The sequence below is a fragment of the Myxococcales bacterium genome (assembly GCA_022563535.1).
Classification (GTDB): Bacteria; Myxococcota_A; UBA9160; order UBA9160; family UBA4427; genus DUBZ01.
Genome location: JADFNE010000001.1, coordinates 1 through 23,864, shown reverse-complemented (window position 1 = coordinate 23,864; position 23,864 = coordinate 1). Strand labels below are relative to the sequence as shown.

At 59.5% G+C, this 23,864-nt stretch carries 16 protein-coding genes; 8 read left to right on the top strand and 8 right to left on the bottom strand.

Annotated features, from left to right (window positions below; all coding sequences use genetic code 11):
- From IH881_00080 to IH881_00070, 3 genes are all read left to right on the top strand, one after another.
- Nucleotides 1-1,627: tandem-95 repeat protein (locus IH881_00080; protein MCH7866062.1), on the top strand; the 1,627-nt coding region annotated here is incomplete at its 5' end.
- Nucleotides 1,628-1,797: 170 nt separating this feature from the next.
- Nucleotides 1,798-2,301, top strand: coding sequence for a pyridoxamine 5'-phosphate oxidase family protein (locus tag IH881_00075; GenBank protein ID MCH7866061.1), 504 nt, complete (start codon nt 1,798-1,800; stop codon nt 2,299-2,301).
- 156 nt (nt 2,302-2,457) lie between these two features.
- Nucleotides 2,458-3,465 (top strand): glycosyltransferase family 2 protein, encoded by a 1,008-nt coding sequence (locus tag IH881_00070; protein ID MCH7866060.1) that lies wholly within the window; start codon nt 2,458-2,460, stop codon nt 3,463-3,465.
- On the opposite strand, the gene IH881_00065 is transcribed toward IH881_00070, so the two are convergent.
- On the bottom strand, nt 3,435-4,823 hold the full coding sequence (locus tag IH881_00065; GenBank protein ID MCH7866059.1) for a sulfatase: 1,389 nt from the start codon (nt 4,821-4,823) through the stop codon (nt 3,435-3,437). The two genes, IH881_00070 and IH881_00065, sit on opposite strands and share 31 nt — an antisense overlap.
- A gap of 80 nt (nt 4,824-4,903) precedes the next feature.
- Complete coding sequence (locus tag IH881_00060; GenBank protein MCH7866058.1) at nt 4,904-5,143, bottom strand: hypothetical protein; 240 nt, start codon at nt 5,141-5,143, stop codon at nt 4,904-4,906.
- 123 nt (nt 5,144-5,266) lie between these two features.
- Between IH881_00060 and IH881_00055 the strand changes: the two genes are divergently transcribed.
- From IH881_00055 to IH881_00035, 5 genes are all read left to right on the top strand, one after another.
- On the top strand, nt 5,267-7,348 hold the full coding sequence (locus IH881_00055; GenBank protein MCH7866057.1) for a class I SAM-dependent methyltransferase: 2,082 nt from the start codon (nt 5,267-5,269) through the stop codon (nt 7,346-7,348).
- A gap of 173 nt (nt 7,349-7,521) precedes the next feature.
- Nucleotides 7,522-8,505, top strand: coding sequence for a zinc transporter ZntB (locus tag IH881_00050; protein ID MCH7866056.1), 984 nt, complete (start codon nt 7,522-7,524; stop codon nt 8,503-8,505).
- Nucleotides 8,506-8,750: 245 nt separating this feature from the next.
- Nucleotides 8,751-9,863: an alanine--glyoxylate aminotransferase family protein gene (locus tag IH881_00045; protein MCH7866055.1), complete on the top strand. Its 1,113-nt coding sequence runs from the start codon at nt 8,751-8,753 to the stop codon at nt 9,861-9,863.
- A gap of 654 nt (nt 9,864-10,517) precedes the next feature.
- Complete coding sequence (locus tag IH881_00040; protein MCH7866054.1) at nt 10,518-11,501, top strand: CoA ester lyase; 984 nt, start codon at nt 10,518-10,520, stop codon at nt 11,499-11,501.
- 187 nt (nt 11,502-11,688) lie between these two features.
- A complete protein-coding gene (locus tag IH881_00035; protein MCH7866053.1) occupies nt 11,689-12,903 on the top strand; it encodes an MFS transporter in 1,215 nt (404 codons plus the stop codon).
- A 17-nt stretch (nt 12,904-12,920) separates the two neighbouring features.
- On the opposite strand, the gene IH881_00030 is transcribed toward IH881_00035, so the two are convergent.
- From IH881_00030 to IH881_00005, 6 genes are all read right to left on the bottom strand, one after another.
- A complete protein-coding gene (locus IH881_00030) occupies nt 12,921-14,876 on the bottom strand; it encodes a molybdopterin-dependent oxidoreductase (protein MCH7866052.1) in 1,956 nt (651 codons plus the stop codon).
- A 68-nt stretch (nt 14,877-14,944) separates the two neighbouring features.
- Nucleotides 14,945-16,816, bottom strand: coding sequence for a multicopper oxidase domain-containing protein (locus IH881_00025; protein MCH7866051.1), 1,872 nt, complete (start codon nt 16,814-16,816; stop codon nt 14,945-14,947).
- A gap of 95 nt (nt 16,817-16,911) precedes the next feature.
- Nucleotides 16,912-18,723 (bottom strand): PEP-CTERM sorting domain-containing protein, encoded by a 1,812-nt coding sequence (locus IH881_00020; GenBank protein MCH7866050.1) that lies wholly within the window; start codon nt 18,721-18,723, stop codon nt 16,912-16,914.
- Nucleotides 18,724-18,954: 231 nt separating this feature from the next.
- Nucleotides 18,955-19,998 carry a DDE-type integrase/transposase/recombinase gene (locus IH881_00015; GenBank protein MCH7866049.1) on the bottom strand — a complete coding sequence of 348 codons (1,044 nt, stop codon included), beginning with the start codon at nt 19,996-19,998 and terminating at the stop codon, nt 18,955-18,957.
- Between the two features lie 1,962 nt (nt 19,999-21,960).
- Entirely contained in the window at nt 21,961-22,530 is a 570-nt protein-coding gene (locus tag IH881_00010; GenBank protein MCH7866048.1) for a helix-turn-helix domain-containing protein, read from the bottom strand.
- 160 nt (nt 22,531-22,690) lie between these two features.
- Nucleotides 22,691-23,864: PAS domain-containing protein (locus IH881_00005; protein ID MCH7866047.1), on the bottom strand; the 1,174-nt coding region annotated here is incomplete at its 5' end.

Here is a 23,864-nt window from a genome sequence, read left to right as displayed (position 1 = left end):
ACTCGTCGACGGCCCACTCGCTGCCACCATCACCTTTACCAACGTGAACGACGCACCCACGGCCATTGCCGATGCCGACACGGCGCTTGAAGGCACCACGATCACGATCGACCTGGCGGCCAACGATACGGATCCCGACAACGCGCTCGATCTGACTTCCATCGTCATCACCTCGCCTGCCGGCAACGGTTCGATCGTGGTCAATGGCGACGGCACCGTCGACTACACCCACGACGGCTCCGAGACCGTGGGCGACAGCTTCTCTTATACGATTGATGACATCACAGGCAACACCAGCAATGTAGCCGCCGTTACGATCACCGTGAACCCGCTGAACGACCTGCCGGTTGCGGTGGCCGATGCAGCCGGAGTGCTCGAAGGCGGCACCGTTGCGGTCGATCTTGCTGTCAACGATTCCGATGCCGATGACGGCCTCGATCTCACCAGCATCGTGATCGTTTCCGGGCCCACCAACGGAAGCCTCGTCGTGAACCTCGACGGCACGGTGGACTACACCCACGACGGCAGCAACACGACTTCCGACAGCTTCACGTACACGATCGACGATGCGAGCGGCCAGACTTCGCCCTCCGCGACCGTGACGCTTACCATCACGCCGGTGGACGACGATGCCCCGACCCTGGTCGTCAACACCGGCAGCAGCTTGGTGCAGGGGGGCAGCATTACCCTGGCCAACACCGAATTGGCCTTCACCGATACCGAAGTTCCAAACACGAGCATCACCTTTACCCTGACGAGCGGACCCAGCAACGGGCAGCTCGAACTCACCACCGCGGCCAACGTGGCCATCAGCTCCTTCACCCAGGACGACCTCGACAACAACCGGGTGGTCTACATCCACGACGGCAGCAACACCACCTCGGATACCTTCGGCTTCGATGTCGACGACGGCGTGACCAACACCATCACCGCACAAACCTTCAGTCTCAATGCACCGGTGGTAATAGTGTTGCCGCCGGAGCCCGAGCCCGAGCCCGAAACGGAGCCAGAGGAAAATCCTGACCCCGGCGAAACTACCGAACAGGACCCGGAGCCCAGCACTGAATCAGATCCGGAGCCCGAGGAGGAGGCGCTTGCCGTCGCAGTGCCGCTGGGGCCATTCGAGAACTCCGCCGCGCGGTCGAACATTGCAACGTTGCGCACCGACTCCCTCGAGAACGATCGCAGTACGGTCAGAGTCGCCAGCGTCCTCGCAGACCCGGAACTCGAGGCCGAACGGAACGGCAGCCATCGAAGCGAGATCAAACTCACGAGCGATCAACGCACGTTCGTCGGGAGCGAACGCATGGCGCGGGCTCTCGATCAGATTCGAACAGAGATGACGAACTCAGCCGAGGAGGCGACCACTGAGCGACAGGCCGCAGTGTCGGCGGCGGAGGGCACCATGCTCGCCGCCTCGCTGGGTTGGCTCGCCTTTCTTTTGCGAGGTGGATCCCTGGCCGCCCTGGCCTTCTCCTCCCTTCCCTTGTGGAGCAGCGTCGATACGCTGGCGATCCTGGCCCTTTCCGATGAAGAGCGCGAGCGCCTCGAAGCGGATATGCGAAAGGCCACGGAGCACGAGGACGAGAACGACAGAGCGGTCGGAAACCTGCTCGACGACCGCTAACCCCACCATACACGGACCGCCGTAACACGCGCGGTGGCCCGGCCTGTGATCGAATTCTCCGAAGCGCCGGATGCGGCTTTGTCGAGGCGATCCCGCTCGAGCGCTGCTATCTCTCCGTCGAGCCGGTCAAGGGCGCCGCAAAATGAGTGATCCACGGGAGCTTCATCTTCATGGCTGATCCAAAGGGTTTTCGTCCCCAAGTGGGCGATTCATTCGACAACTGGGCGCCCGACGGGGGCAAGGGCACGCTGCTCGAATGGAACTGGGTGCGGGAGCAGATGTACTCGGCTCGAAACTATTGGGTGTTGACGTCGCCAAAAACCGGGCCGCCACACCCGACGCCGGTCTGGGGCTTGTTCATCGACGACGTACTCTATTTCTGCACCACGACTTCCTCGCTCAAAGCGAAACATATCGCCCGTACGGGAGAGGCGACGATCCATCTCGAGAGCGGAGATATGGTCGTGATCTTGAAGGGCGAAGCCAACACAGAGGCGGATCCCGAGTTGGTCGAGAAACTGGGGAAGAAGTTTCTGCACAAGTACAAAGTTGAGGTCGTGGACCAATTCCCGGATCAGGTCATGATTTCGTTCAGAACGCACAAAGCCATTGCGTGGCAGGCATTTCCCGAATCAGAATTCATGCGAACGATGACAAGCTTCGACTTGACCTGAGAAGCGCTTGCAGCGCTGCACGATAATCGGATGAGCAATTTTCCTGAGGTATGCTCTCCGGCCGAAGCGAGGTAGGATCTCGCTTCGCTACGACCAGACGAGACAATCGATGAGCGAGATCCATAACGCGTGAGTGAGCAAAGCCATCGCGCCCCAATCGGAGATGCACTCCGCATCTCTGCCGTCGTCCCCTGTTACGACGAGGCAGCAGGCCTGGCGAATCTCTACCAGCGCCTCTCTGCGGCTTGCAGAAAAGTCGCTGGCGAGAGTTTTGAAATCATCCTGGTGAACGATGGCTCGAAGGACAATACCTGGAGCGTCATCAAGCAGCTTTGCGAAACTGATCCCGCAGTCGTGGGGGTAGATCTCTCGCGCAATCATGGACATCAGCTCGCACTGACCGCCGGGCTATCCATGTGTCGGGGTGATCGCATTCTGATCCTGGACGCTGATCTTCAGGATCCGCCCGAACTCCTCCCAGAGATGTTCAGTTTGATGGACAAGGGCGCCGACGTGGTCTACGGCAAGCGCACACAGCGAGAGGGCGAGGGTTGGTTCAAACGCTTGACTGCCAGCTTGTTCTACCGATTGGTCAATCGCTTGACCGATGTCGAGATCCCCGAAGACACCGGCGACTTCAGGTTGATGAGCCGCCGGGCGCTAGACGTCCTGCGCGAAATGCCCGAGCAGCATCGTTTCATTCGAGGCATGGTCAGCTGGATCGGTTTCAACCAGGTCCCGGTCCACTACGAACGTCCTCAACGAGTCACCGACACGACAAAGTATTCAATCTCGAAGATGATCCGATTCGCAATTGATGGAATCACCAGCTTCTCGATCAGACCCCTTCGGCTGGCCGCCTATGCTGGCATCGCCGTCGCCTTCGCCGCGGTAGCCCTGCTCGGTTACGTCACCTGGTTCTATTTCGTCTACGGCGTGGTCCGGGGCTCGGCGAGCCTGCTCGCGATCGTCCTCTTCCTGAGCGGCGCGCAGATGTTCTTCCTCGGGCTGATCGGCGAGTACCTGGGACGCCTGTTCCTCGAGGCCAAGGGTCGCCCCCTCTTCGTCATCAACGACGTGGTGCGCTCCTCCTCCACTTCTACCCTCACCAAAGGTCCAGCAGGTGACCGTCCTCAATCGGAAACTTCGGGGTCCACGATGTAACCCAGCGCGCGCAGCGACGCCTCGACGTCACTCGGCAGTTCGCCCACTGATTCGGCGCTGCCGGTGGGCTCCGCAAAACTCTGGGCGAGTCGGTAGATGAGTTCCTTGTGCGCGCTTGCTGCTTCTGGACTGGCGTCGGCCGCAATCGCAATGCGCTCGGGATCTGCTCGCCGAAGGTCATAGAGATCGCGTCGATCTTGCTTGCGATCCCAGACCAGTTTCCACGGGTGACGGCGGGCCGCGCGCAAATCGTATCCGTCAAGCTGCAAGCTCGACAGGAGCACCCGCGACTCGGGTTGATCGGGGGAAAGGAGTGATCGCCCATCGATCTGTTCTGGGATGTCGATATTCGCGAGATCGAGAAGCGTAGGAAGGACATCGATCAACTGGCTCGGCGCTGCGATTCGCCGTCCTCCCGTCGCACGCTCATCACGAGGGTAGTGGAGCAACAAGGGAACGCGGAGCACCTCTTCGCTGAGTGATTTGCCGTGACCCCGTCGATCGTATTCCCAGAACTCTTCACCGTGATCCGAAGTGACGGCGACGATCGTATCGTCGAGCCAGCCGCGGCTTTGAATAAAGTCGATCAGGGCTCCATAGGATTCATCGTTGAATGCGATTTCGGCCTGATAGACATGTCTGACGATGGCCTGTTGATCGGTGTCCAGCTGCCCCTTGTGAAAGTCCTTCTGCTTGGCAAAATCGCGCGCACTCGTATCGAGTACGTCCGGCAAAAAGCGCTCGGGCGGGGTGTAGGGGCTGTGGGGATCGATCGCGAGGACCACCAGACAGAAGGGGGGCGAGAGTTCTCCCAACGCGACCAGCGCCTCGCGGGTAACAACATCGGATGGGGTGACGAGTTCTTTGCCACCTACCCTGCCCTCGGACCTGCGGCGATAGAGTTCCCGGGTCGATTCGAAGTCGCGTTCGAACCCAAAGACGTTTCCGACATTGGGATTGGCGCTGACCAGGGCGCAGCGGTAGCCGTGGGGCTTCAACAGGCCCGGGAGGGTTGCGAGGTCCCCAGGCAAGCGATGAGCGCGCCCCTCCGTGCGGTGATGCCATGGCAACAGGCCCGTCAGCATGGAGGCCATCGACGATCGCGTCCACGAGGCATTCGCAAATACGTTCTCGAACATCACGCCCTGCGCAGCGAGTGCGTCGAACCGGGGCGTGTTCGCCGACGTATTGCCGTAGACGCCCAGCCCATCGGCACGCAGCGTGTCTACTACATAGAGCAGAATATTTGGCTTTGGCTTTGGCTCGGACTCCGACTCGGACTTTGAATACTGAGTCGGGGCATCACATGCCAACACTACGCCTGCCAAGAGTGCTAGCGCGAGACACGTAAGCGCCACACCTGGGCGTTCTCCCAGGCGGCTTCTATGGGTATCCGGGCAGGTATCGGGACAGGGCATCCAAGAGCGTCCGGGAACGACTAGGAGCCTTCCGAGGCTGAGCCGGCTTGTTGATCTTCCAGTGGTTTCCAGTGGAACAGGCCGTAGATCAACGTCTGCAGGAAGTGCTGGCCCATCGATCCACCGGCTTTTTCCAATACGCTCTTCTTGACGAAGAACTCGACGACATGAACGAGCACGAGGCCTGCGAAGGCGTAGCTCGCTATGTTGGCGATTCGGTCGCCGCCGAAGAGCATGCCCACCAGGAGAAGGAACCACATTACAAGAACGCTTTGCTTCATGCAGAGATTCACGCACGCAGGCCCGAGATTGTCAAGGTGCCAGCACAGCAATCGTGGACTCGAGGATGGGAGAGCGCTCACAGATGTGGCAGGGTTCGAGGAATGTGGAATCTGGAGTTTCGAGCACCCGGCCGGGAGCTGAGCGTCGCTGAATTGGTGGCGCGCGCCTGGCCCCAGGCGACACCTCGACAGCGCGATGCAGCCTTTGCAGCGGGCGAAGTCCGGCTCGGCAACGACATCGTGCGCGACTCGAAAACTCGCGTCCCTCCCGGCACCCTGTGCCGAGTCGTTGCGCGCGAAGGCCAACAGGCGCTCGCGGCCGACAAAATCGCGATCCTGCAGCGCGGTGAAGATTTCTGCGTCGTCGACAAGCCCAGCGGATGGCCCAGCCACGAAGCAACACCAGGAGGGCCCGACGCCCGAACGCTGGTGGCCGCAGCACTCGCATGCGCGGTCGATGAAATCTGGCCAGTACATCGCCTCGACGCCGACGTGGGTGGCGCATGGCTGATCGCACTTTCAAAAGCCGCCGCCGCTCGACTCTCCGAGTCGTTTGCTTCGACCGACGTGCAGAAGGAATACCGGGCCGTCACTCCGTCCCTGCCCTGGCGAGAGGGTCGCTTCCGAGCGGGGATCGACGGCAAGCCAGCCGAGACGATCTTTCGTGTTCTCTCTGATGACGCTGCTGACAGTGAGGATGAAGGCAACGACAAGAACGAAACATGCGCAGTATCCCTCACCCTGATCACCGGTCGGACCCATCAACTGCGACGGCACCTTTGCGGGGCGCGCTGTTCGATTCTCGGAGATTCACTTTACGGGGGCGTGATGGTCGAAGGAGGACTGCGTCTCTACAGCCGCAGCATCTCGATCGAGCGCGAAGGCATTCATGCGATCGCGCCCGAACCGCCCGGCTTCCGGGTTACCGAACCCGTGTATTCGGTTTCATCCGAACCCGTTGAGATCACAGTTTCCCACGCCACCGCAGTCGCGCTCGAACGCGGCCATCCCTGGATTCTGACCGATACCGAGACCTCCGATGTCGGCGGCTTGCGTCCGGGCAGCCTGGTTCGCGCGCGCAGCGTCCGCGGAAAAGACATCGGTGAGTGTCGAATTGAAGGCCCTGGACGAATCGCCGCACGCGTCTGGTCGCGAGTGGGCAAAAGCCGGCCCAACACCGCAGCTGCTTCATCTATTACATCCAGGATCAAGCTCGCCCTCGAGCGGCGCTCGAAACTCATTCAAGGAATTTCGAGCGAGCAAGCCACCACAGTTTTTCGCCTGGTTCACGGCGAAGCCGACGGATTGCCCGGTTTGATGATCGACCGGGTCGGGGGCGAACTGCGCGTGCTGTCCATGTGGCGCGGAACCGAAGCATTCGAACGCGAAGCCATCGACGCACTCATCGAGACCCTGGGCGGCGACCCGCCTGTCGTGATGGTTCGACATTTCGCCGATCGGCCAAAGGGGCAATTCCTCTCGGTCGAGGCTTATCGCGGGGAACCGTGCCCTCGACCCTTCTCTGTCGAGGAGCGCGGCCTGTTGTTCGAAGTCGACACTGGGCTGGCCGATCCATTTCGCTCTCGACCCGGCTTCGGTCTCTATATCGACCAACGGGCCAATCGGGATCGCATCACCAAACGCATTCGCACAGCAACCGGCGGTCGCTGGTTGAATCTCTTCTGCCATACCGGCGCCTTCAGCATCGCCGCTCTCGCTGCAGGTGCCGATGAAGTCACGAGCGTCGACCTCTCCCGGCCCTATCTGAAAACCCTCGAGCGAAACCTCGATCTCAACAACATCGACTCGAGCCGCCACCAATCGATCAAGCTGGACGTTCAACGCTTTGTCGAAAAGTGGTCTTCCCGGGATCGCTACGATGGCATCATCCTCGACCCTCCAACCGCGGCGGCGGCCGGAAAACAGTTTTGGTCGGTCCGCAAAGGCCAGGCTCAACTTGTCGAGCAGTGCCTGAGTCACCTGACTCCAAAGGGAACCCTGCTCGTCTGTCGAAACGACCACGGCGCACGAGAAGACTTGCGCGGCCTGGTGAACCGGGCGGCGGCAAAAGCGGGCGTCAGGCTAAAGAGAATAAATGAGGCGGGGCCGGGTTCAGACTTCCCCGAGGTCGAAGGCTTCCGCGAAGGAAACGCCTTCGACGGAGTCATCGCGACGCGGGGGTGAGCGGGAACCGGGGAGCCCAGTCTGAATTCCGCTCTAATCTGACGGAGCCCCACTTCGCCCACAGCAGCCTGGGAAGAAAAACGTCGACAACACCGGGCCCTGGCCTGCATAATTGAACAGCGCGCGGTCCTCGAAGACCGCACGGCACTTCCAGTCGGTATTGCGGGGGAGCCATGACCCATGAAGCACAGTTCGAAGAATTCATTACCGGCTATCTGCTGGATGGGCTGGGCGGTTGCCGCGAACTCAGTCGCAAAGAGATTGAGCAATGGAAGCCCAGCGACGGCCCGCTCTGGGTCCATGTCGACCGCGCCTCCGAGGCGGGCCGGCATTGGCTGCGCGAGGCGTCCCAGATTCCAGCGCTCGTCTGCGACGCGCTGCTCGAAGACGAGGTGCGACCCCGCACCCTGATCACAAACAACGGCGTGATGTCCGTACTGCGCGGCGTAAACCTGAACTCCGATGCAGAACTAGAGGACATGGTCTCGTTGCGCCTGTGGGTCGAAGAAAAACGCGTCATCGACCTGCGACACCGAAAGCTGCGCGAAGTCTCGAACGTTCGGGACCTGCTGGCGCGCGGGCATGGACCCACCTGCGCGGGTGACCTGTTGCTCGAACTCGCCAATACCATGATCGAGCGCATGGATCCCGTCGTCGATCATCTCGAAGACGAAGTCGAGGACCTGGAACTCGAACTGGACACCAAGCGTCTGCCTGAAATCCGCGAGACGCTGTCCTCGATTCGACGCCGCACGATCCGGTTGCGGCGCTACCTCGCGCCTCAGCGCGATGCCCTCACCCGGCTCCGAGTCGAGCCCCTCAGCTGGAAGACGCCACAACAAGAAGAACGCCTGCGCGAACTCGTCGAACAGATCAACCACACGATCGAAGATCTCGACTGGGTACTCGAGCATGCGGCGATCGCCCAGGACGAACTTGCGAGCCTGCAGTCCGAATCGGCGGGCGTCGCGATGTACCGGGTCTCGATCATCACCGGCGTTTTGCTGCCCCCGAGCCTGCTCGCCGGGGTGCTCGGCGCCAACGTGAATGGCATCCCGGGTGGAGACAGCCCATTCGCGTTCCCCCTGCTCTGCGCGGGAATGCTGCTGCTGACCCTTGTCGAGATTGCAATCTTGCGCCGCTTCAAGTGGCTCTAATGCAAAGGTCCAGACGGCAAGCAGGCACCGCGTTCGCAGCAATGTTGCGACACCGCTTTCGAACCTCCTAGGAATCTGCCCGGCAGAAGACGCGCGTTCCAAACGCAGATTCAGGCTGCCTGTTAAGTGGCGTGATGCCGCGGGAGGGGACCTACGTTGGCGATTTAACAACAAATCGCTCGTCGATTGAGTTTTCTCGACCGGGCCTCGGAGTTTGTGGTGGGCGGTGCGCTATTCATCCCGCCATGACGAACACACCCCCTATTGCAAATTTGTTGTTGGGCCCGGGCCCTTCCAATGTCGCTCCATCGGTTCTTTCGGCCATGGGCCAACCGATGATCGGCCACCTCGATCCGAAGTTTCTCGAGATCCTCGACCGGGTGCAGTCGCGCCTTCGCGTGCTTTTCGGCACCGAGAATGCGATGACGCTCCCCTTGTCGACCACCGGTAGTGGAGGCATGGAAGCCTGCTTCGGCAACCTGATCGAGCCGGGGGACGATGTCGTCATCGGCGTCAACGGAGTCTTCGGCAACCGGATGAGCGATGTCGCCAGCCGACTCGGTGGCAACGTCACCCGAGTCGAGGCGGAATGGGGCGAAATTCTGACCGACGACGCGATGATTGAAGCGATCGAACGGGTTCGCCCAAAGATCGTTGCCTTCGTGCACGCTGAAACTTCGACCGGCGTTCTCCAGCCCGTCGAAGCGATTGCCAAGGCGGCCCGAAGCGTCGATGCCTACGTGATCCTGGACTGCGTGACCTCGCTCTCGGGACTACCACTTCAATTGGACGACTGGGGCGTCGACGCCGCCTATAGCGGAACGCAGAAATGCCTTTCGTGTCCTCCCGGCCTTTCGCCGGCGACTTTCTCACCGCGCGCAGTGGAGTGCGCCAAAACCAGGAAGACGCCATCGACCAGCTGGTACCTCGATATCAATCTGCTCGCGGGCTACTTCGGCGGTGAGCGCGTTTACCACCACACGGCTCCCATCTCGGCCATCTTTGGACTCGATGAAGGCCTCCGATTGATCGAGGAAGAGGGTCTGCAAGCGCGAACTGCGCGACACTACGATGCGGCCGAAGCACTCCTCACGGGCCTCGCTGAACTCGGGTTCGAATCATTGGTAGACAAGGCACATCGTTTGCCGATGCTGTCTTCGCTTCTCTTGCCTTCGTCAGTAAAGGAAATGGGTGAGGCTGCGGTGCGCAAAACTCTGCTGAACGACTACCAGATCGAAGTCGGCGGTGGACTGGGCGCGCTCGCCGGCAAGATCTGGCGCATCGGTTTGATGGGCGAAAACGCTCGACGCGAAAACGTCGCGCGCTTGCTGGATGCACTGAACAAGGTGTTGAGCTGAACTACGTTTGGGCGCGCTGCGTCATGCGCAGCAGCGCCCAATCGTTCAGGTCGTCAACCATCGTCACAACCATCGTCACGACAACAGGTTTTCGACGACGGTGTTAAGCAATCCAGTTAACGCCAAATCTAAACGCCAGCTCGGGAACGAACACGGTGAAGTTGACCGAGAATCCGAGCAATCGTGAAAAAATGCAAATTGTTGTTGAGTGCACAAAAGGGCTGTGGGTGTCCCAGGCCACTGTTGTTGCAGAATTGCGTAATTGCTGGGCTAAATTTTGACATCTGATCGCGGTAAACAAGTGTTTATGCCCGGCGCCGCGTTGCCAGCAGGGGTTGTGCTCTATAGCCGATTAACTGGTTGAATTTGCAGCACTCCTCCCAGGCGACATGGCTGCTACTCGGATTTGCATTGCGAACAATTCCAGCAAAAATCGAGTCGTTCTGACCACTATATCCCTCCGGGTCTACTCACTGCGTTCGCAGTGTTTAGTGGAAAACGCACTTAACACTTATTTTTCAAGCGACTTGCTTCAATTCAGAGACTCTGGGTATGATGAAAAACCAAGAAAAATCGGGATATCGATTACAACGAAGACAGGGCACGCGAAGTGCCCACGCGAGAGCGTTCAACTTTTAGAGAGGTTTCACAACCATGAGTCTGAGAACGATTCATCCACGTACGTCACGAATCAACCGTTCCGAGCAGGCGGTGCCCGGCAGCAATGCACACTTCATGGAAAAAGCCGCAAAGGGCGAAGCGGACGTGGTGTTTCTCGACCTCGAGGACGCCGTCGCACCGGACGACAAAGAACGAGCCCGCAAGCAGGTCATCGAGGCGCTGCAAGATCTCGACTGGACCGGCAAATCCGTCTCTGTACGGATCAACGGCCTGGACACCGAGTACATGTACCGGGACGTGGTCGACGTCGTCGAGCAGGCCGGAGACAAACTGGACCTGATCATGATCCCCAAGGTCGGTACCGCGGGCGACGTCTACGCGATCGACGCACTGGTCAGTGGCATCGAGGCCGCCAAGCATTACACGAAGCCCATCGGCTTCGAACTGATTATCGAGACCGCGCTCGGCATGCAGAACCTGCACGAAATTGCCGCAGCCAGTCCGCGCATCGAGTCGCTTCACTTCGGTGTGGCCGACTACACGGCTTCCACCCAGGCGCGAACGGTGAACATCGGTGGCGCCAACGCCAACTACCACGTGCTCACGGACGCCGACGAGAAAGGCGAGCGCAACGTTCACTGGGGTGATATGTGGCACTACGCAATCTCCCGCATCGTTGTGGCGGCACGCGCCAACGGTCTGCGACCAGTGGACGGACCGTTCGGTGACATCTCGGATCTCCCGGGCTTCGAAGCCCAGGCCCTGCGCTCCGCCGCACTCGGCTGCGAGGGAAAGTGGGCGATCCACCCGTCACAGTTGGAAGCTGTGCACAGGATCTTCAGCCCGAACGCCAAGGAGATCCAGCAGGCCCAGGCAATCCTCGACGCCATGGAGGCCGCCCAGCGCGAGGGACGCGGCGCTGTTTCGCTGAACGGCAAGATGATCGATCTCGCCTCGGTTCGGCAGGCGGAGAACCTCGTGAACAAGGCAGCAGCAATTTCTGCCAAGACCGGCTGATTCACGAGGGCGTGCCCTGCGGTATAACGACACCTTCGACATCTCCACCGATATCGGGTGGAGATGTCGGAAGGGCGTCTGGTCCGTCCCCATCTCGGGGCTTCCGGACTCCTGTTCACAGCCAGATGCATAAAGACCGAAATTGAGACTCGCAGCGAGCGGTTCCCGACCAAGAGGGTGTTTGTAGATGTCATCCAGGAAGCGCTTCGATCTCGATAGCGCACTGTCCAGAGTACGAGCGGAATGGCAGTTCGTTGTCGCCACGTTTGCGGCCTCCGGTGTGGGATACCTCGGCTCTGCCGGCGCACCGATCATCGTCCAGGCCCTGATCGACTCTGGACTGGGTACACAGCAGGCGGGTGATCTCGGCACCGTTGAGCTGACGATGCTCGCCATTGCATCAACGGTGGTGACACCGTTTGTGACTCGCGTTTCCCACCGAAAGCTCGCGATGGGCGGAGCCATTCTTGCCATCATCGGCTTGCTCATCTCGGTGATGAGTGTGAGCTATGGCGCGATGCTGATCGGGCGCGTGATTACGGGGACTGGCTCCGGACTCGCGATCTCCGGAGCAAACGCCGCCGTGGCGGCTCGCAACGACGCCGAAAGGATCTTCGCCCTCATCTGGACAATGGGCGGCGGCATCACGGCCGCCCTCGCGTACGGATTGCCCTACGTGGTCACGGGCGGGAACTACCCGATGGGTTTCGGCATCCTGCTCGTGCTGTGTTGTGCGGGCTTGCCCTTCATGGTGTGGGTCCCGCCGCAGCCCGATTTACCGGAGGATAGGAGCACCGCCAGCGAAGGCGAGCCGAGCCATGAAGGCGCGGATACCACACCGAGCCTTTATGGTCCGGCCTCAATCATGGCCCTGTTCGGAATGTTCATCTACTCGGTTGCCGAGATGGCGCTGTGGAACTTCGGCTTCTACATCCCGGTCCAGGCCGGCGTACCCGAGGAAGTGATCGGCGCGATACTCGGTGTCACCGTGCTGATGGGTCTCGCTGGAGGGGCATTTGCCGCGTGGCTTGGAACGCGGATGGGGCGGGTCGGGCCGATCATCGTCGGGTCGTTGCTCAGCGTGGCGGGGCGTTGGATCTTCATCGCCAGTTCGACCACAGAGTGGGTATTTTTCGGCGGTCTCTTGTGGGGGCTCGGCTTCTACTTCGTAACGCCCTATCAGATTGGTCTCGTCGCTGCGCTGGACCGACACGGTCGTCTGGCCGTGTTGGCGGGTGGCGCGATGAACTTCGGCTATGCCGTAGGTCCGACTATCGCTGGACGGGTGCTCGAGGGTCGGGACGCGTCTGTCTTCCTGGTCGCGATCGTGGGCGCGACGCTCGTTTCGCTCTTCCTATTGCTACCGCTGGCGGTCAGAGTGGACCGGATGGTAAAAGCTTAAGGGGCAAGAGCGCCGGCTCATCTTACGGATGGCTTCACCTGCACGAAGATATCGTTGTAGGCGGGCTGGCCCGCACGCGACCATGCAGCTTTCGAAAGCAGATTCGAAACCGCTGATGTTTCCTCCGGCTGATCCCACCACTTGCCTTCGAGCACGACAACCCCGGGCAGAATCGAATCGGTCAACCGCAAGACGGCTTTGATTTCAGCCCGGTCGCAGGTGATGGCGACGGGATGGCCATCCACAAGCCCACGTTCCCCGGCATCGTCGGGATGCATGTCCAGCGAGGGAGCGCCCTGATTCTTCCGTTGCCGCGGCATGTTTGCGAAAGTCGAATTCAGAAAATAGTGGGCCTTCGGCGTCAGCAGCTGTAGCGACGCTGTGCGCGGTGGACTCGGCACGACAATATCATCACCCGCAATCCGCAGGCCGTCTGAGAGATCTTCCGGCTGCCAACGGGGTGGTGAGGCCTTCTGCCAGCCATGTTTTTTCAGGTCGGCCAACGATACGTGGGGCGGCAGTGCCGAAGCGGCAATCTCTTCGTCAGTTTGCTGCAGCGCCGGAATCTCCAATCCCATCCGCTTCGCCAATTCCCGCATGACTTCGCCATGAGTTTTGGATTCTCCCAGCGGAGTGATCGCCGGGAAGTTGAGCGAGATGTAGTGGTGTCCCCAGGCGCCTTGAATGTCGAAGTGTTCGAGCTGTGTCGTCGAGGGCAGCACGATGTCCGCGTAGCGCGCGGTATCGGTGAGGAAGTGTTCCAGCACGACGGTGAACAGATCCTCTCGCGCCAGTCCTCGCCGCACCTCCGTCGCGTCGACTTGGCTGACCGCGGGGTTCGCGGTCCAGATCATCAGGCCGTTGACCGGTGGCGAAAGCGTGCGGTCGGTCAAGATCCGACCGAGGGTGGCCATGTCGAGTGAGCGCGGTTCGCCTGGAATGAGTTCCGGACAGCTCGCCCGGTAGTCGTCGAATTCAGGTTCTGCGAAGATGAAAAGCCCGCCGCCGGGGTGCTGCCAGTGACCTCCCAGAAGTGACAAGGCCGACAGTCCGCGCACCAACGCATCGCCGTTTACGGTCTGCTGCGGGCCGACGCCAACCCGAATCAGTGCCGGTCGGGCGCCTGCAATTTCCCGGGCAAGTTCGAGGATGACATTTTCTTCAATGCCACAGACCCGCGACACCTCGTGCGAAGTCCACGGTTCGATCTGCCTGAGGAAGTCGTCGCAATCGGTGACAAAGCTTCGGGCTGCATCGAGGTTGCCAAGCTTCTCATCCAAAATGATCCGGGCCAACCCTGCCGCCAACACCGCGTCGGTGCCGGGTTTGATCGCAATGTGTTGATCGCAGCGCTTGCCCGTTTGCGTGAGCCTCGGATCGATGGAAACCACCCGTGCGCCGTGACGTCGCGCTGCTTCGATGAAGTGCCACTGGTGGTGACTGGTCGAGAGAATATTGGCTCCCCAGAGCACGATGAAATCGCTGTGTGCCATATCTTCGGGGTCGAAGCCGGTGGGATGTCCTTCTTCTGCCAACGCTTCGCCGGAGGCACCACAAACACTGCCGCCGAGTTGGCTGGCTCCCAGGGCGTGAAACAGGCGCATCAACGACTGCCGCTGCACCACACCCATGGAGCCTAAATACTGAAAGGGAAACAGGGCCTCCGCCCCATCGGCCGCGATGATCTTCGAAAACCGATCGGCAATGATGTCGAGAGCTTCATCCCAACTGATTGCTTCGAAGGCGCCGCTGCCCTTGGGCCCTACCCGCTTGAGTGGATGTAGCAGCCGATCCGGCGCGTAGGTTCGCTGCTCGAAGTCGCGCACTTTCGCGCACAGAACGCCACGGGTATAGGGATGATCCTTGGCTCCCGAAACCCGAACCACTCGGCCGTCCTCGACCTGGGCCACCCAGGCACAAGTGTCCTGACAATCGAGCGGGCAACAGCCGTGAACCTCTCGAGTTTCGCTCATCGCAGAATCCTATCAGAGGGTAGGAAGATGAAACTGCGAATTTGTGTTTTTCTCAATCCTCGACGGATTCATCCGGCTCGAGGACGACGAGTTCCGAGATCATTCCGAGCGTGGCGTGGAAGGTGATGTGGCAGTGGAACATCCAGCGCCCAAGGGCGCCGCCCGGGCTCGTCCAATCCATTCGCGGCCGGTCGTCGAGTCGCACACGAAACACCAGGCTGTGGAAACTGGGGATATTGAAGGTATCGATCTGCTCGGAGTAGTCGAAAGTGAGGACGGGCTCGCGCGACGGGTCCAGTACACGAATTGGCTGAAAGGAAAAGCCGTGCAAATGGAAGGGGTGGTGGGCGCGGGTCTCGTTCGTGACTTCGAGTTCGAGGATATCCCCGATCCTCGCAAAGCGACTGGTCGCAATATGGGGAATCGACTCGTAGCCGGCCTCCTCGGGGCGGAAGTGACCTACGACGCCATCGATCGTCGGCCGGGAACACTCTGAGTCGGATGGTCTCGTCGGGTGACCCCGGCAACGGAACCGGAAGTAGAGCGGGGTCGAGCAGGTGATCGGTAATCGGAAGTCCGCGCAAGTCCTCGGTCGGGTCGTCGACGCGTGGGTGTACGCGCAACGGATCCCCATCGGAAATCGCGTAGCGCTGACTTTTATTCGCGCTTCCGACGATTCGAAGATGCAGCACGGGCACCGTCGGAATATTCGCAAACCCTCGCCCGGTGCGGGGGTAGTCGCGTGTCCAGAGCGTCACGATATCCCCCGGCCGCCCGTCGGGCACCACGAGCACGACATCCGCGCGATCGGAGGGCGCGAGCAAGATCTCACCACTGTCGTATTTGGTGTCGAGTAGCTGCTGGGTTCCGCCCTCGACTCTTACGCGATCGAGCAGGCCGCCCTCCCCTCCAATTCGATACAACGGAACGGGATCACCGTACTGATCCGTCATCAGGAGCCGGAAGTAGCGCGTCACTGTCGCACCAATGATTTGCAAGCGGAGGCCCGACCCGGCCTTGACGTTGAGGACCGATGCCCCACTCATGAGCTCACCGGGATCCTGAGGCGAACCCTCGCGCGCGCCGGGCACCTTCCCATTGACGAGCACGAGCTGGCCCTCGTTGGTCGCGCAATCTTTTTGGAAACGGCAGTCGTCGGCCGCCTGGACGTTCGGGATGTCGCCCGCTGCAAGCGGTCCGGTCCCGAGCGGGTTGCCGACATTGTCTCGCGGGTTCTCGCAGAGCTTGTCTGGGGTCGGAGAAAGCGTCTGGCCGGGAAACTCGTCCCCCCCGGACCACGGCAGGTCCGGGTCGTCCGTGGGGAAAGTCTCCGTATCGTTCTCTCCCGGGGCCTTGCACACGGTTGTATCGGAAAGAACCAGGGTTCGCGTGTGTCCCCGATTCGGAATCACACCGGCTGCTCTCAACGCTGGCTCGGCGGGATCCTCGACAATGAACGAACCGTACTGTCCCTTGAACTCTGGATTCGTGGGTTTGAAGTGCGGGTGATACCAGTAAACCCCAGGGTGCGGGACTACGAACCGATAGGTGTACGTCTCTCCAAATTTGACGGGATTTTGCGTGACGGGAGTCCCATCACTCGCGTTGTTGAGCTCCACACCGTGCCAGTGGATGCTCGACGGTTCGGGCAGGAAATTTGTGAAGTGAACGATCACCCGATCGCCGACCTTGAAGTGAAATTCGGGGCCGGGAACGGTCCCGTTGTAGGTGTAGACGTTCGCGAGCAAACCATCGCCCAGATCTACTGTTTCCTCAGTAGCGACGATGATCGTCTCGAAGACGTCGGGATCCGGATTGATGTCGATGGCGCGCGACAGCTTCGCGTGCGAGGGCCCGGCCTTGGCAAGCCCCTGCCCAGGATTTGTTACGAGTACCAACCCCAATACAAGGGCGTACGGAATCAACAACCACCAGCTCATATTCCCGCCGACCTCACGAGTTCTCTTTTTCCTACTATACGCCTATTTGTACGTCTTTTTGTACGTTTTTTTGTCTCTTTACTTCTGCGCTTCGCTTATACGCTGCCCGAGCGTCGCGAGCGGCGCCGGTACATCATCGCGAGCAGAGCGCTGCCCGCTGCCAACCCGATCGTGGTTCCGGGCTCCGGTACCGCTGTGAAGTAGATCGCGCCCCACGGCTCGCTGGGGTAGTCCCCGGGGATTCCAACCGAACCGCCCGTTACAGTCGGGCCGACGATCGTCCAGGTCTTGAGAACGGGATCCCAGTCGCCATACCCAGCTGGATGCGTTCGATGCAGCGAGAGGGGTGCACTGATGACTACGTGGTCGTTCGACCTTCCCGACGAGCCTATCGGCGTGAGATTCGGATCGTAGAAAGGCACATTTCCCGTGGGAAACTCAAAACTCAAGGTTTCCCCGTCAAACAGGTCCCAGGTCGTCGGAACGAACACGTTCGATCGAACCTGGCCATAAGTCGGGCTTCCGGGCCCGGCTTCTATCTCCGTCAATCCGATGTAGCGATCCAGTTCCGATTCCGTGTGGCCATAGTAGTATCCCGCGTCGTGCAGGTGAGGACGCCATGCCCAGATCGGGATATCGTCGACCTGGTCCAAGTTCCCATCGGGCCCGGGTAGCGCGAATAGCTCAAAGTCGTACATCATTACGCCCGTGAAGGTGAAGTCGATATCGCTCGCATTGAGTGTCCCCTGCCAGACCATGTCATCGTACCACGCGGATGGCTCCCACCCTTGCCAACCCAGAGCCTGGCTAGAATCCAGGTAGTGATCCTGGTAGTGGGCGTTCCCCCAGTAGAAGAACCGGTTGAGCAGATTGCTGGTACCCCACGCCTCGTGTTGGATCGTCACGGAGGTGATGCCAGTGATGGGGTCGACCGTGGCCCTTATATCGAGAAAGACCTGGTCGAGGAACCACCCATACGCGTTCATGATGTCGTAGGTGCCGGATTTGCTCGCCTGCTGGCCGCCACCCGTTTCGAGGAACCAATCCCACATAGCATCCTCAACCGGGCCCGAGCTGGGGGCAGGTCCCCCACAGCGGGGATCCGTATTAGTATCCCACCAGATTTGGGCGGCAGCAGCATCCGCAGCGACGACCCCGAATATGCGGCGCGATTGCTGTAGATCCATCTCGAGCTCAATTACCGACCACTGGTAGTAGCCGTCTCCAAGACCGGGGTTTGTGCAATTGGGATAGGGCACCGCTTCTATCTCCGCCAAAGTCGCGGTATCGAGGAACTTCGCCGTCCAGGTGAAATTGAGGTACGTCCCAGCGGGCTCACTGCTGTTGAGCACGGGCAAAAAGACGGGATCGGTAAGGTCGTACCCGAGAATGTCGACTCCCTCTATCTCGAACTTAAACGGAGTGAAGATCTGTTTGCGGCCCGGGGATTCGTTCTTGTACGACCAGATCGTAAACGGAGCGCTCGCGACGTCGGGGATAGTCGCATCAACTATGGAACAGATGCCATTGGCCAGCCCAGAAGCGGTGAAGCAATTGGCGCCAATCGGCGTCTCGCCATACACCGCTGCCCGTCTATCAAAATACTCGCCGGGCCGGGTGGTGAAGAAATCGTAGAATCGCGTGTCGAGGGTTCCCCCTGCCGGGGACGCTGCTGAGACGACCTCTGGACTCGCAGAACAATTTCCGACTTGATCGCCGTGGGCGAGGTGGGTCTCCAAAGTCTTCTCGCTGATCGTGAGCGTGTGTGAGTTGCGGGGGTTCCCGGCCGGGATGTGGCAGACCTGAAGTTTGGCTGCCGAAGCTTCCAAGGCCGGGGGGGCAAGCCAGGCCAGGCCTAGCAGGAGCGTTGCCGAAATCAAGAGCGTGATCATATAGCGTGCGCGCATTGCGTAGCCCTCCAATATACGAGATCGCTTTTAGGAGTCCATCGGACCCGGCTGCCCCGCCATCAGACACTAGTTGGAACGTTTTTGCAAGAAAAAAGCCACTTAACGGTGTTGTCTGAACAAGTCTTTGCACCAAAACGAGTAGCCTCCGGGGCGCTATTCTGGTCCGGAGGCGTCCCTGTCTGTCCTCAAAATTGATCCGCGGTACCAGATCGACTCCGGTGTGAGATCCTACGCCGCCTCCCGCCAAGCGTATCGATGGTGAAGACCGCCAACACGAGGTAGTCCCACAACTTTCGCTCTCGATGATGGCCGCGCTTCTAGTATTCGGCCCTCTGGTGCATCTTGGAGGCTCGTGTGGACCCGATCCGTGTTGTAGTAGCGGACATAGTCTCGGAGAAGACGACGCAGGTGATCCTCATTGAGCACGATGACATGATCCACGACCTCTCGTTTGCAGGATCCGACCCATCGCTCCGCCGTCCCGTTTTGCCATGGACTCCTGAATGCCGTTCGCTTGGGAGTGATACCGAGCGATTCGATCGACTTTGATACTTGGTCTGAGAAGATCGTATCGTTGTCGAATATCAAATAGTCCGGGCTTGAATCGTCGGGGAACGATACGCGGAGTTGTTGAACTACCCACTGTGCCGTCGGGTTGGTTGTGACATTGATGTGGATGATCCGCCGCCGTTCGTGATCGATTATAAACCACACGTATAGAAGACGGAACGTGATCGTGGGCACAACGAAGAAGTCCATCGCAGCCATGCCGTCTCTGTGATTGCGGAGAAACGTCATCCAGCGCTGCTGCTTCCCTTTGTCATGGGGCCGTTTTGGCATGTATCTCGAAACGGTTGCAAGGCTGACCGTGAAGCCGAGCTTTCCGAGTTCCGCATGAATCTTCCGAGCGCCCCAACTATTGTCGAGTACGAAGCGTTTGATCAACTCTTGGACCTCTGCCGACAGCGGCGGCCGCCCTGGTCCCGGCTTCGAAATCCATTGCCAGTAGAGTTTGAATCCCTTCCGGTGCCAACGAACGACAGTATCCGGCTTGACTATGACGAGAGTTCGCTTCCACCGAGGCCAGAAGTGGAAGAGGGCTGCCCAGAAGACGCGATCGAGTGGCGTTATCTTGGGCTTGGATTTCTTCTGGCTGTATGTCGCGAGTTGCTGGCGGAGGGCCAACTCGATAATCAGCTGCTCGCGATGGCTGCGGACGAAGGCCGGAGCGCAACGGACAATGAGTGCCAGGAAGTGGAGTAGGGCCTGCATGGGGATCGCGATCTTGCTGGATCTACGGTTGAAATTCGAGTCTGATTCTTGCCTCAATCAACGAGTATCATGGCTGGTTGAACCGAAAGGGGAGAGCGAGAAAAACGAGTGAATTCGAGTAGTAGCGGTTAAAGAGAACGCACAGGCAGCACAGCGCGTCGCCTAGACTGAAACCGCGAGCCGCCGCTCAGAGAAGATCAACATGCAGCGGGACATTCCCGTGTTCAGGGTGTAGAGTGAAGACGACCGCCTGGTGAGGCCGAGCAGCGGATAGTAAATTCAAGCGGCGTTTTCCGCACCACCGATACCAGACGATATGACAACCAAGCCTCGGATGGGGGCATCGTCACCCTGTTCCGGGCTGCGTATGACTCGAAACAGCCCTCATCTCATTTTGAACTGCGGAAGTTGGGCTAGCCCCTACGAACGCGAAGCCGGCCACGTCTCTGGTGAATCGTCCACCCACCAGCGGTCGCCAACATAGCCCCGAGAACTAGGAGCCCTGGCGGAGAAAGCAAAGGAACCCGAGTGTAAAACGATCCAGACCGGCACGGGACCGTGTGACATTCCGCGCCCCAGAACGAGAGGGCATCGATGTTGTCTAAAGGGGCTAGGCCCAGGCCTTCGGCGGTTTGGGTCACTGTGATAACGACAGGCGCGAGCGCATAAAGAGCCCCGAGCGCCATAAAGATGTCGGCAGGGGAGCAGGGCATGATCGGAAACGTCGGACAGAATGGAGCGAGCAGCGATGGAGAGGGAGGTGCGAGCGAGAAGTAGATGTCACCGGTAGTGATGTCGATCGCCAACGCGTCGACGTCATCGTCACATTCCAGGCCAAGGATGGCGGCAAAGACTTGCACCGTTGGTGGGGCCCCCACAGCCCCCCTAGTCCAGATGTCGCTCCCGCAACCAAAATCCGTACCCGCATAAGGATGACCTGGCGCCAGAGAGAAGAGCCCACTTGGAGATCCCGTGATGTCGTAGGCGTCGAGGTTATCCACGGTGCCGGGAGGGAGCGGGGGAGGGTCCGGGGCAGGCTCTCCATACGGGGTTGGCGGGATCTCTCCCAAGTAGTCCTGATTAATCTCGAGATTGTTGCCACACTCGAGAGGACAATCGCCGAGAGAAAAGGGGCCGACGAAAATGTCTCCGGCCGCTTGACCCAAAGCCGCCTCGGTGAACACGTACGGGAGCGTAGGGGCCGGTACTATTTCAATCCCGATCGAGGTAGTATCAACCGAGAACACAATGTGAAGCGTGTCGATTAGGTGATCGGGTGCCGAGTATGCGTTCAGCTCGTCGACTGGAAACCCCGCGAGCCCAAGCTCTGCGGCGAGTGTCATAACATCGGGTGGACCGCCTAGTCCAGCTCCGGGCACGAGCAAGTCGGAATTGGAGACCAAGGGAAAGCTAGAAGAAGCAATCGGAAACATCTCGATGGAGAACAGACCCGTCTCCGGTCCTGCTAGAACCGGGGAAGCGGCTAAGAGCATCGCGGCCAAAGGAAAATAGAGTTGAACTCGCACCTAAACCCCCTCTCGCCGGAGTTTGATCCAACGCTGCCCAGCAACTCCACGAATGAGTTAGACCCATCCGGAGAACATTTCTTGATTGCCGTGGAGATTCGACATCCAGCCGTCTCCAGATTCGATTCTGCTCCCCCTTGAGTTCCAAGTCCAGCGTTTTCTACGAAAAGACCCTGTGTGTCCTGAATATCGGTACATCTTGATTTCGCTACGGTTTTCCCCTCCAGCGAAATCAGGGACACAAGGACAGATACCCAGAATTCGCGACGTGGACTTCTACAATCGAAATTCAAGGGAATAACTCCCGCGTCGCGCCATCAGACCTTCAACTAGATGCCTTCACTTCCGGGTGATCTGAGAGGAGCCGCGGGGGCAATCTACCGGCCGAACGGATGGCAGGAGTAGCCTGCATGGGTTGAACGGGCGGGAAAATAGCTCAACGATTCCGGGACGGACCGATATTGAGGACGGACACCGATCGCGTTATCACTTCGACGCTGAAGAAATCGGTCGCTGAGATCGCGCCCCAATGAGCTTTGAGGAATGTCTCCCACGACATTCCTCTCCTCTGAATTGGGTCGAACCCGTTTTCGAGAAGGACTCGTTTGATCGTGTTTCGACCGATCTCGTGCCCCAGGTTGTGGAGCGCTCCTCGGATCCGAGTGTAACCCCAGCGAGGATTCTCCCGGGCCATCCGCAAGATCAGCTCTTCGATCTTGACCGCGGTCTTGGGACGGCCCGGCCTTCGTCTCTTGCTCCCATCGTACTTCTTCGCAATCAGCCTCCGATGCCACCGAAGCAACGTGTCTGGCGTCACCAAGGTGCCGATATCGACGAGCGCTCTTCGACCGATCAACTGGGCCTTCGCCGCGAGTCGGCGGCGCTGCTGGTCGGTGAATCGCAATCGCTTTCCGCCCAACTGCTCGCGCAGTGTTTGATTCTCTTCCTGCAGGTATTCGATCACATCTTGTTGCTGCCGGTTCACCCAGCCGGCAAAGATCATCATCCAAAATCGAAGCTGCAGCGTGTTCATCGGTCCGAGATTACGTCACTCTGCGTGCCGGAAGTGGGCGGGGAACAACGATCACGACAGCCTGCAAGGCTCCGGTATCACTTGCGTTTCTGGTCGGCCGACTTTTCGCACACTACGGGAACGGCGATGTTTCTCATGAGCTGCGGGCCCGCGGTGGATCCCCAGCAAGTCCATCCGCTTTCGGTTCAGCATTGGTGGTTGTGTCCCGGGGTAGATACAGCTGGATCGTCGTACCGCGACCCACGACGCTCTCGATCGCCACATGCCCACCAGATTGCGTGACGAATCCATAGATCATGCTCAAGCCAAGCCCACTGCCCTTGCCGACCGCCTTGGTGGTGAACAAAGGTTCGAAGGCGTGCTCAGCAACATCCGCAGTCATACCCGACCCGGTGTCGCTGACGGCAATCCGCACGTAATCCCGTCCACTCTTCAACCCCATTGGCTTCTTTTTGGACTCATTGCTTCGAAAGTTCGTCGTTTCAATCAAGAATCTTCCACCCGATTCCATCGCATCGCGCGCATTGATGGCGAGATTGAGCACCGCGCTCTCGAGCAGTGCCCGATCGATCTGGCTCATCCAGAGCCTCGGGGCGCCAATGATCTTCACCTCTATTGATTCGCCCATCGTGGTCTGCAGCAAATCGAACATGTTTCGAATCAATCGATTTGCATCGCTCGGCTCCGAACGCAGCTCCTGTTTTCGCGAGAACGCCAACAAGCGCTTGGTGAGGTTTCCCCCACGCTCCGCAGCGGTGATGGCGCCATCGATCAATTCGGACAAATCGCTGTCATGTCCGAAGTGTTCACTGATGAGTTCGAGATTTCCAAGAATGACCGCAAGTAGGTTGTTGAAATCGTGCGCGACACCAGCAGAGAGTTGTCCCACCGCTTCCATCTTCTGAGCTTGCCGGAGCTGGCCCTCCGCGATCTTCAGCTCCGTGATGTCCTGCTCGATGACGATGGTGTGCGTCAGATTTCCGGCCTCGTCAAATATCGGTTTCATGTACTCTCGAAGGTGGACGAATTCGCCATCCACGGTGTGGATTCGATACTCGATCTGGGTGTCGGCGGGCTGCCTTCCGTATTCTGTGTAGTACGCGTCGTAGCGTGCGCGGTCGTCTTCGTGAACGTATCTGAGTTCACTCGCGTAATCGGGATAGATATCGAGATACGCACCAGCGGAGATTCCAAGCGGCGCTGCGTACTGCTCGGAAATGTACAGATAGGAGCCACTGATCTCATCATAAAGCGCACAGCCGAGGTTCGTGATCTTGGTTGCGCAGCGAAACAGCGCTTCTCCGTCC

What these genes read in the sequence shown, in the direction of transcription:
- IH881_00075 (MCH7866061.1), top strand. Translation starts at nt 1,798, where the DNA reads ATGGCTGATCCAAAGGGTTTTCGTCCCCAAGTGGGCGATTCATTCGAC.
- IH881_00060 (MCH7866058.1), bottom strand. Translation starts at nt 5,143, where the DNA reads ATGTGGTTCCTTCTCCTGGTGGGCATGCTCTTCGGCGGCGACCGAATC.
- IH881_00055 (MCH7866057.1), top strand. Translation starts at nt 5,267, where the DNA reads ATGTGGAATCTGGAGTTTCGAGCACCCGGCCGGGAGCTGAGCGTCGCT.
- IH881_00050 (MCH7866056.1), top strand. Translation starts at nt 7,522, where the DNA reads ATGACCCATGAAGCACAGTTCGAAGAATTCATTACCGGCTATCTGCTG.
- IH881_00045 (MCH7866055.1), top strand. Translation starts at nt 8,751, where the DNA reads ATGACGAACACACCCCCTATTGCAAATTTGTTGTTGGGCCCGGGCCCT.
- IH881_00040 (MCH7866054.1), top strand. Translation starts at nt 10,518, where the DNA reads ATGAGTCTGAGAACGATTCATCCACGTACGTCACGAATCAACCGTTCC.
- IH881_00035 (MCH7866053.1), top strand. Translation starts at nt 11,689, where the DNA reads ATGTCATCCAGGAAGCGCTTCGATCTCGATAGCGCACTGTCCAGAGTA.
- IH881_00030 (MCH7866052.1), bottom strand. Translation starts at nt 14,876, where the DNA reads ATGAGCGAAACTCGAGAGGTTCACGGCTGTTGCCCGCTCGATTGTCAG.
- IH881_00025 (MCH7866051.1), bottom strand. Translation starts at nt 16,816, where the DNA reads ATGAGCTGGTGGTTGTTGATTCCGTACGCCCTTGTATTGGGGTTGGTA.
- IH881_00020 (MCH7866050.1), bottom strand. Translation starts at nt 18,723, where the DNA reads ATGCGCGCACGCTATATGATCACGCTCTTGATTTCGGCAACGCTCCTG.
- IH881_00015 (MCH7866049.1), bottom strand. Translation starts at nt 19,998, where the DNA reads ATGCAGGCCCTACTCCACTTCCTGGCACTCATTGTCCGTTGCGCTCCG.
- IH881_00010 (MCH7866048.1), bottom strand. Translation starts at nt 22,530, where the DNA reads ATGATGATCTTTGCCGGCTGGGTGAACCGGCAGCAACAAGATGTGATC.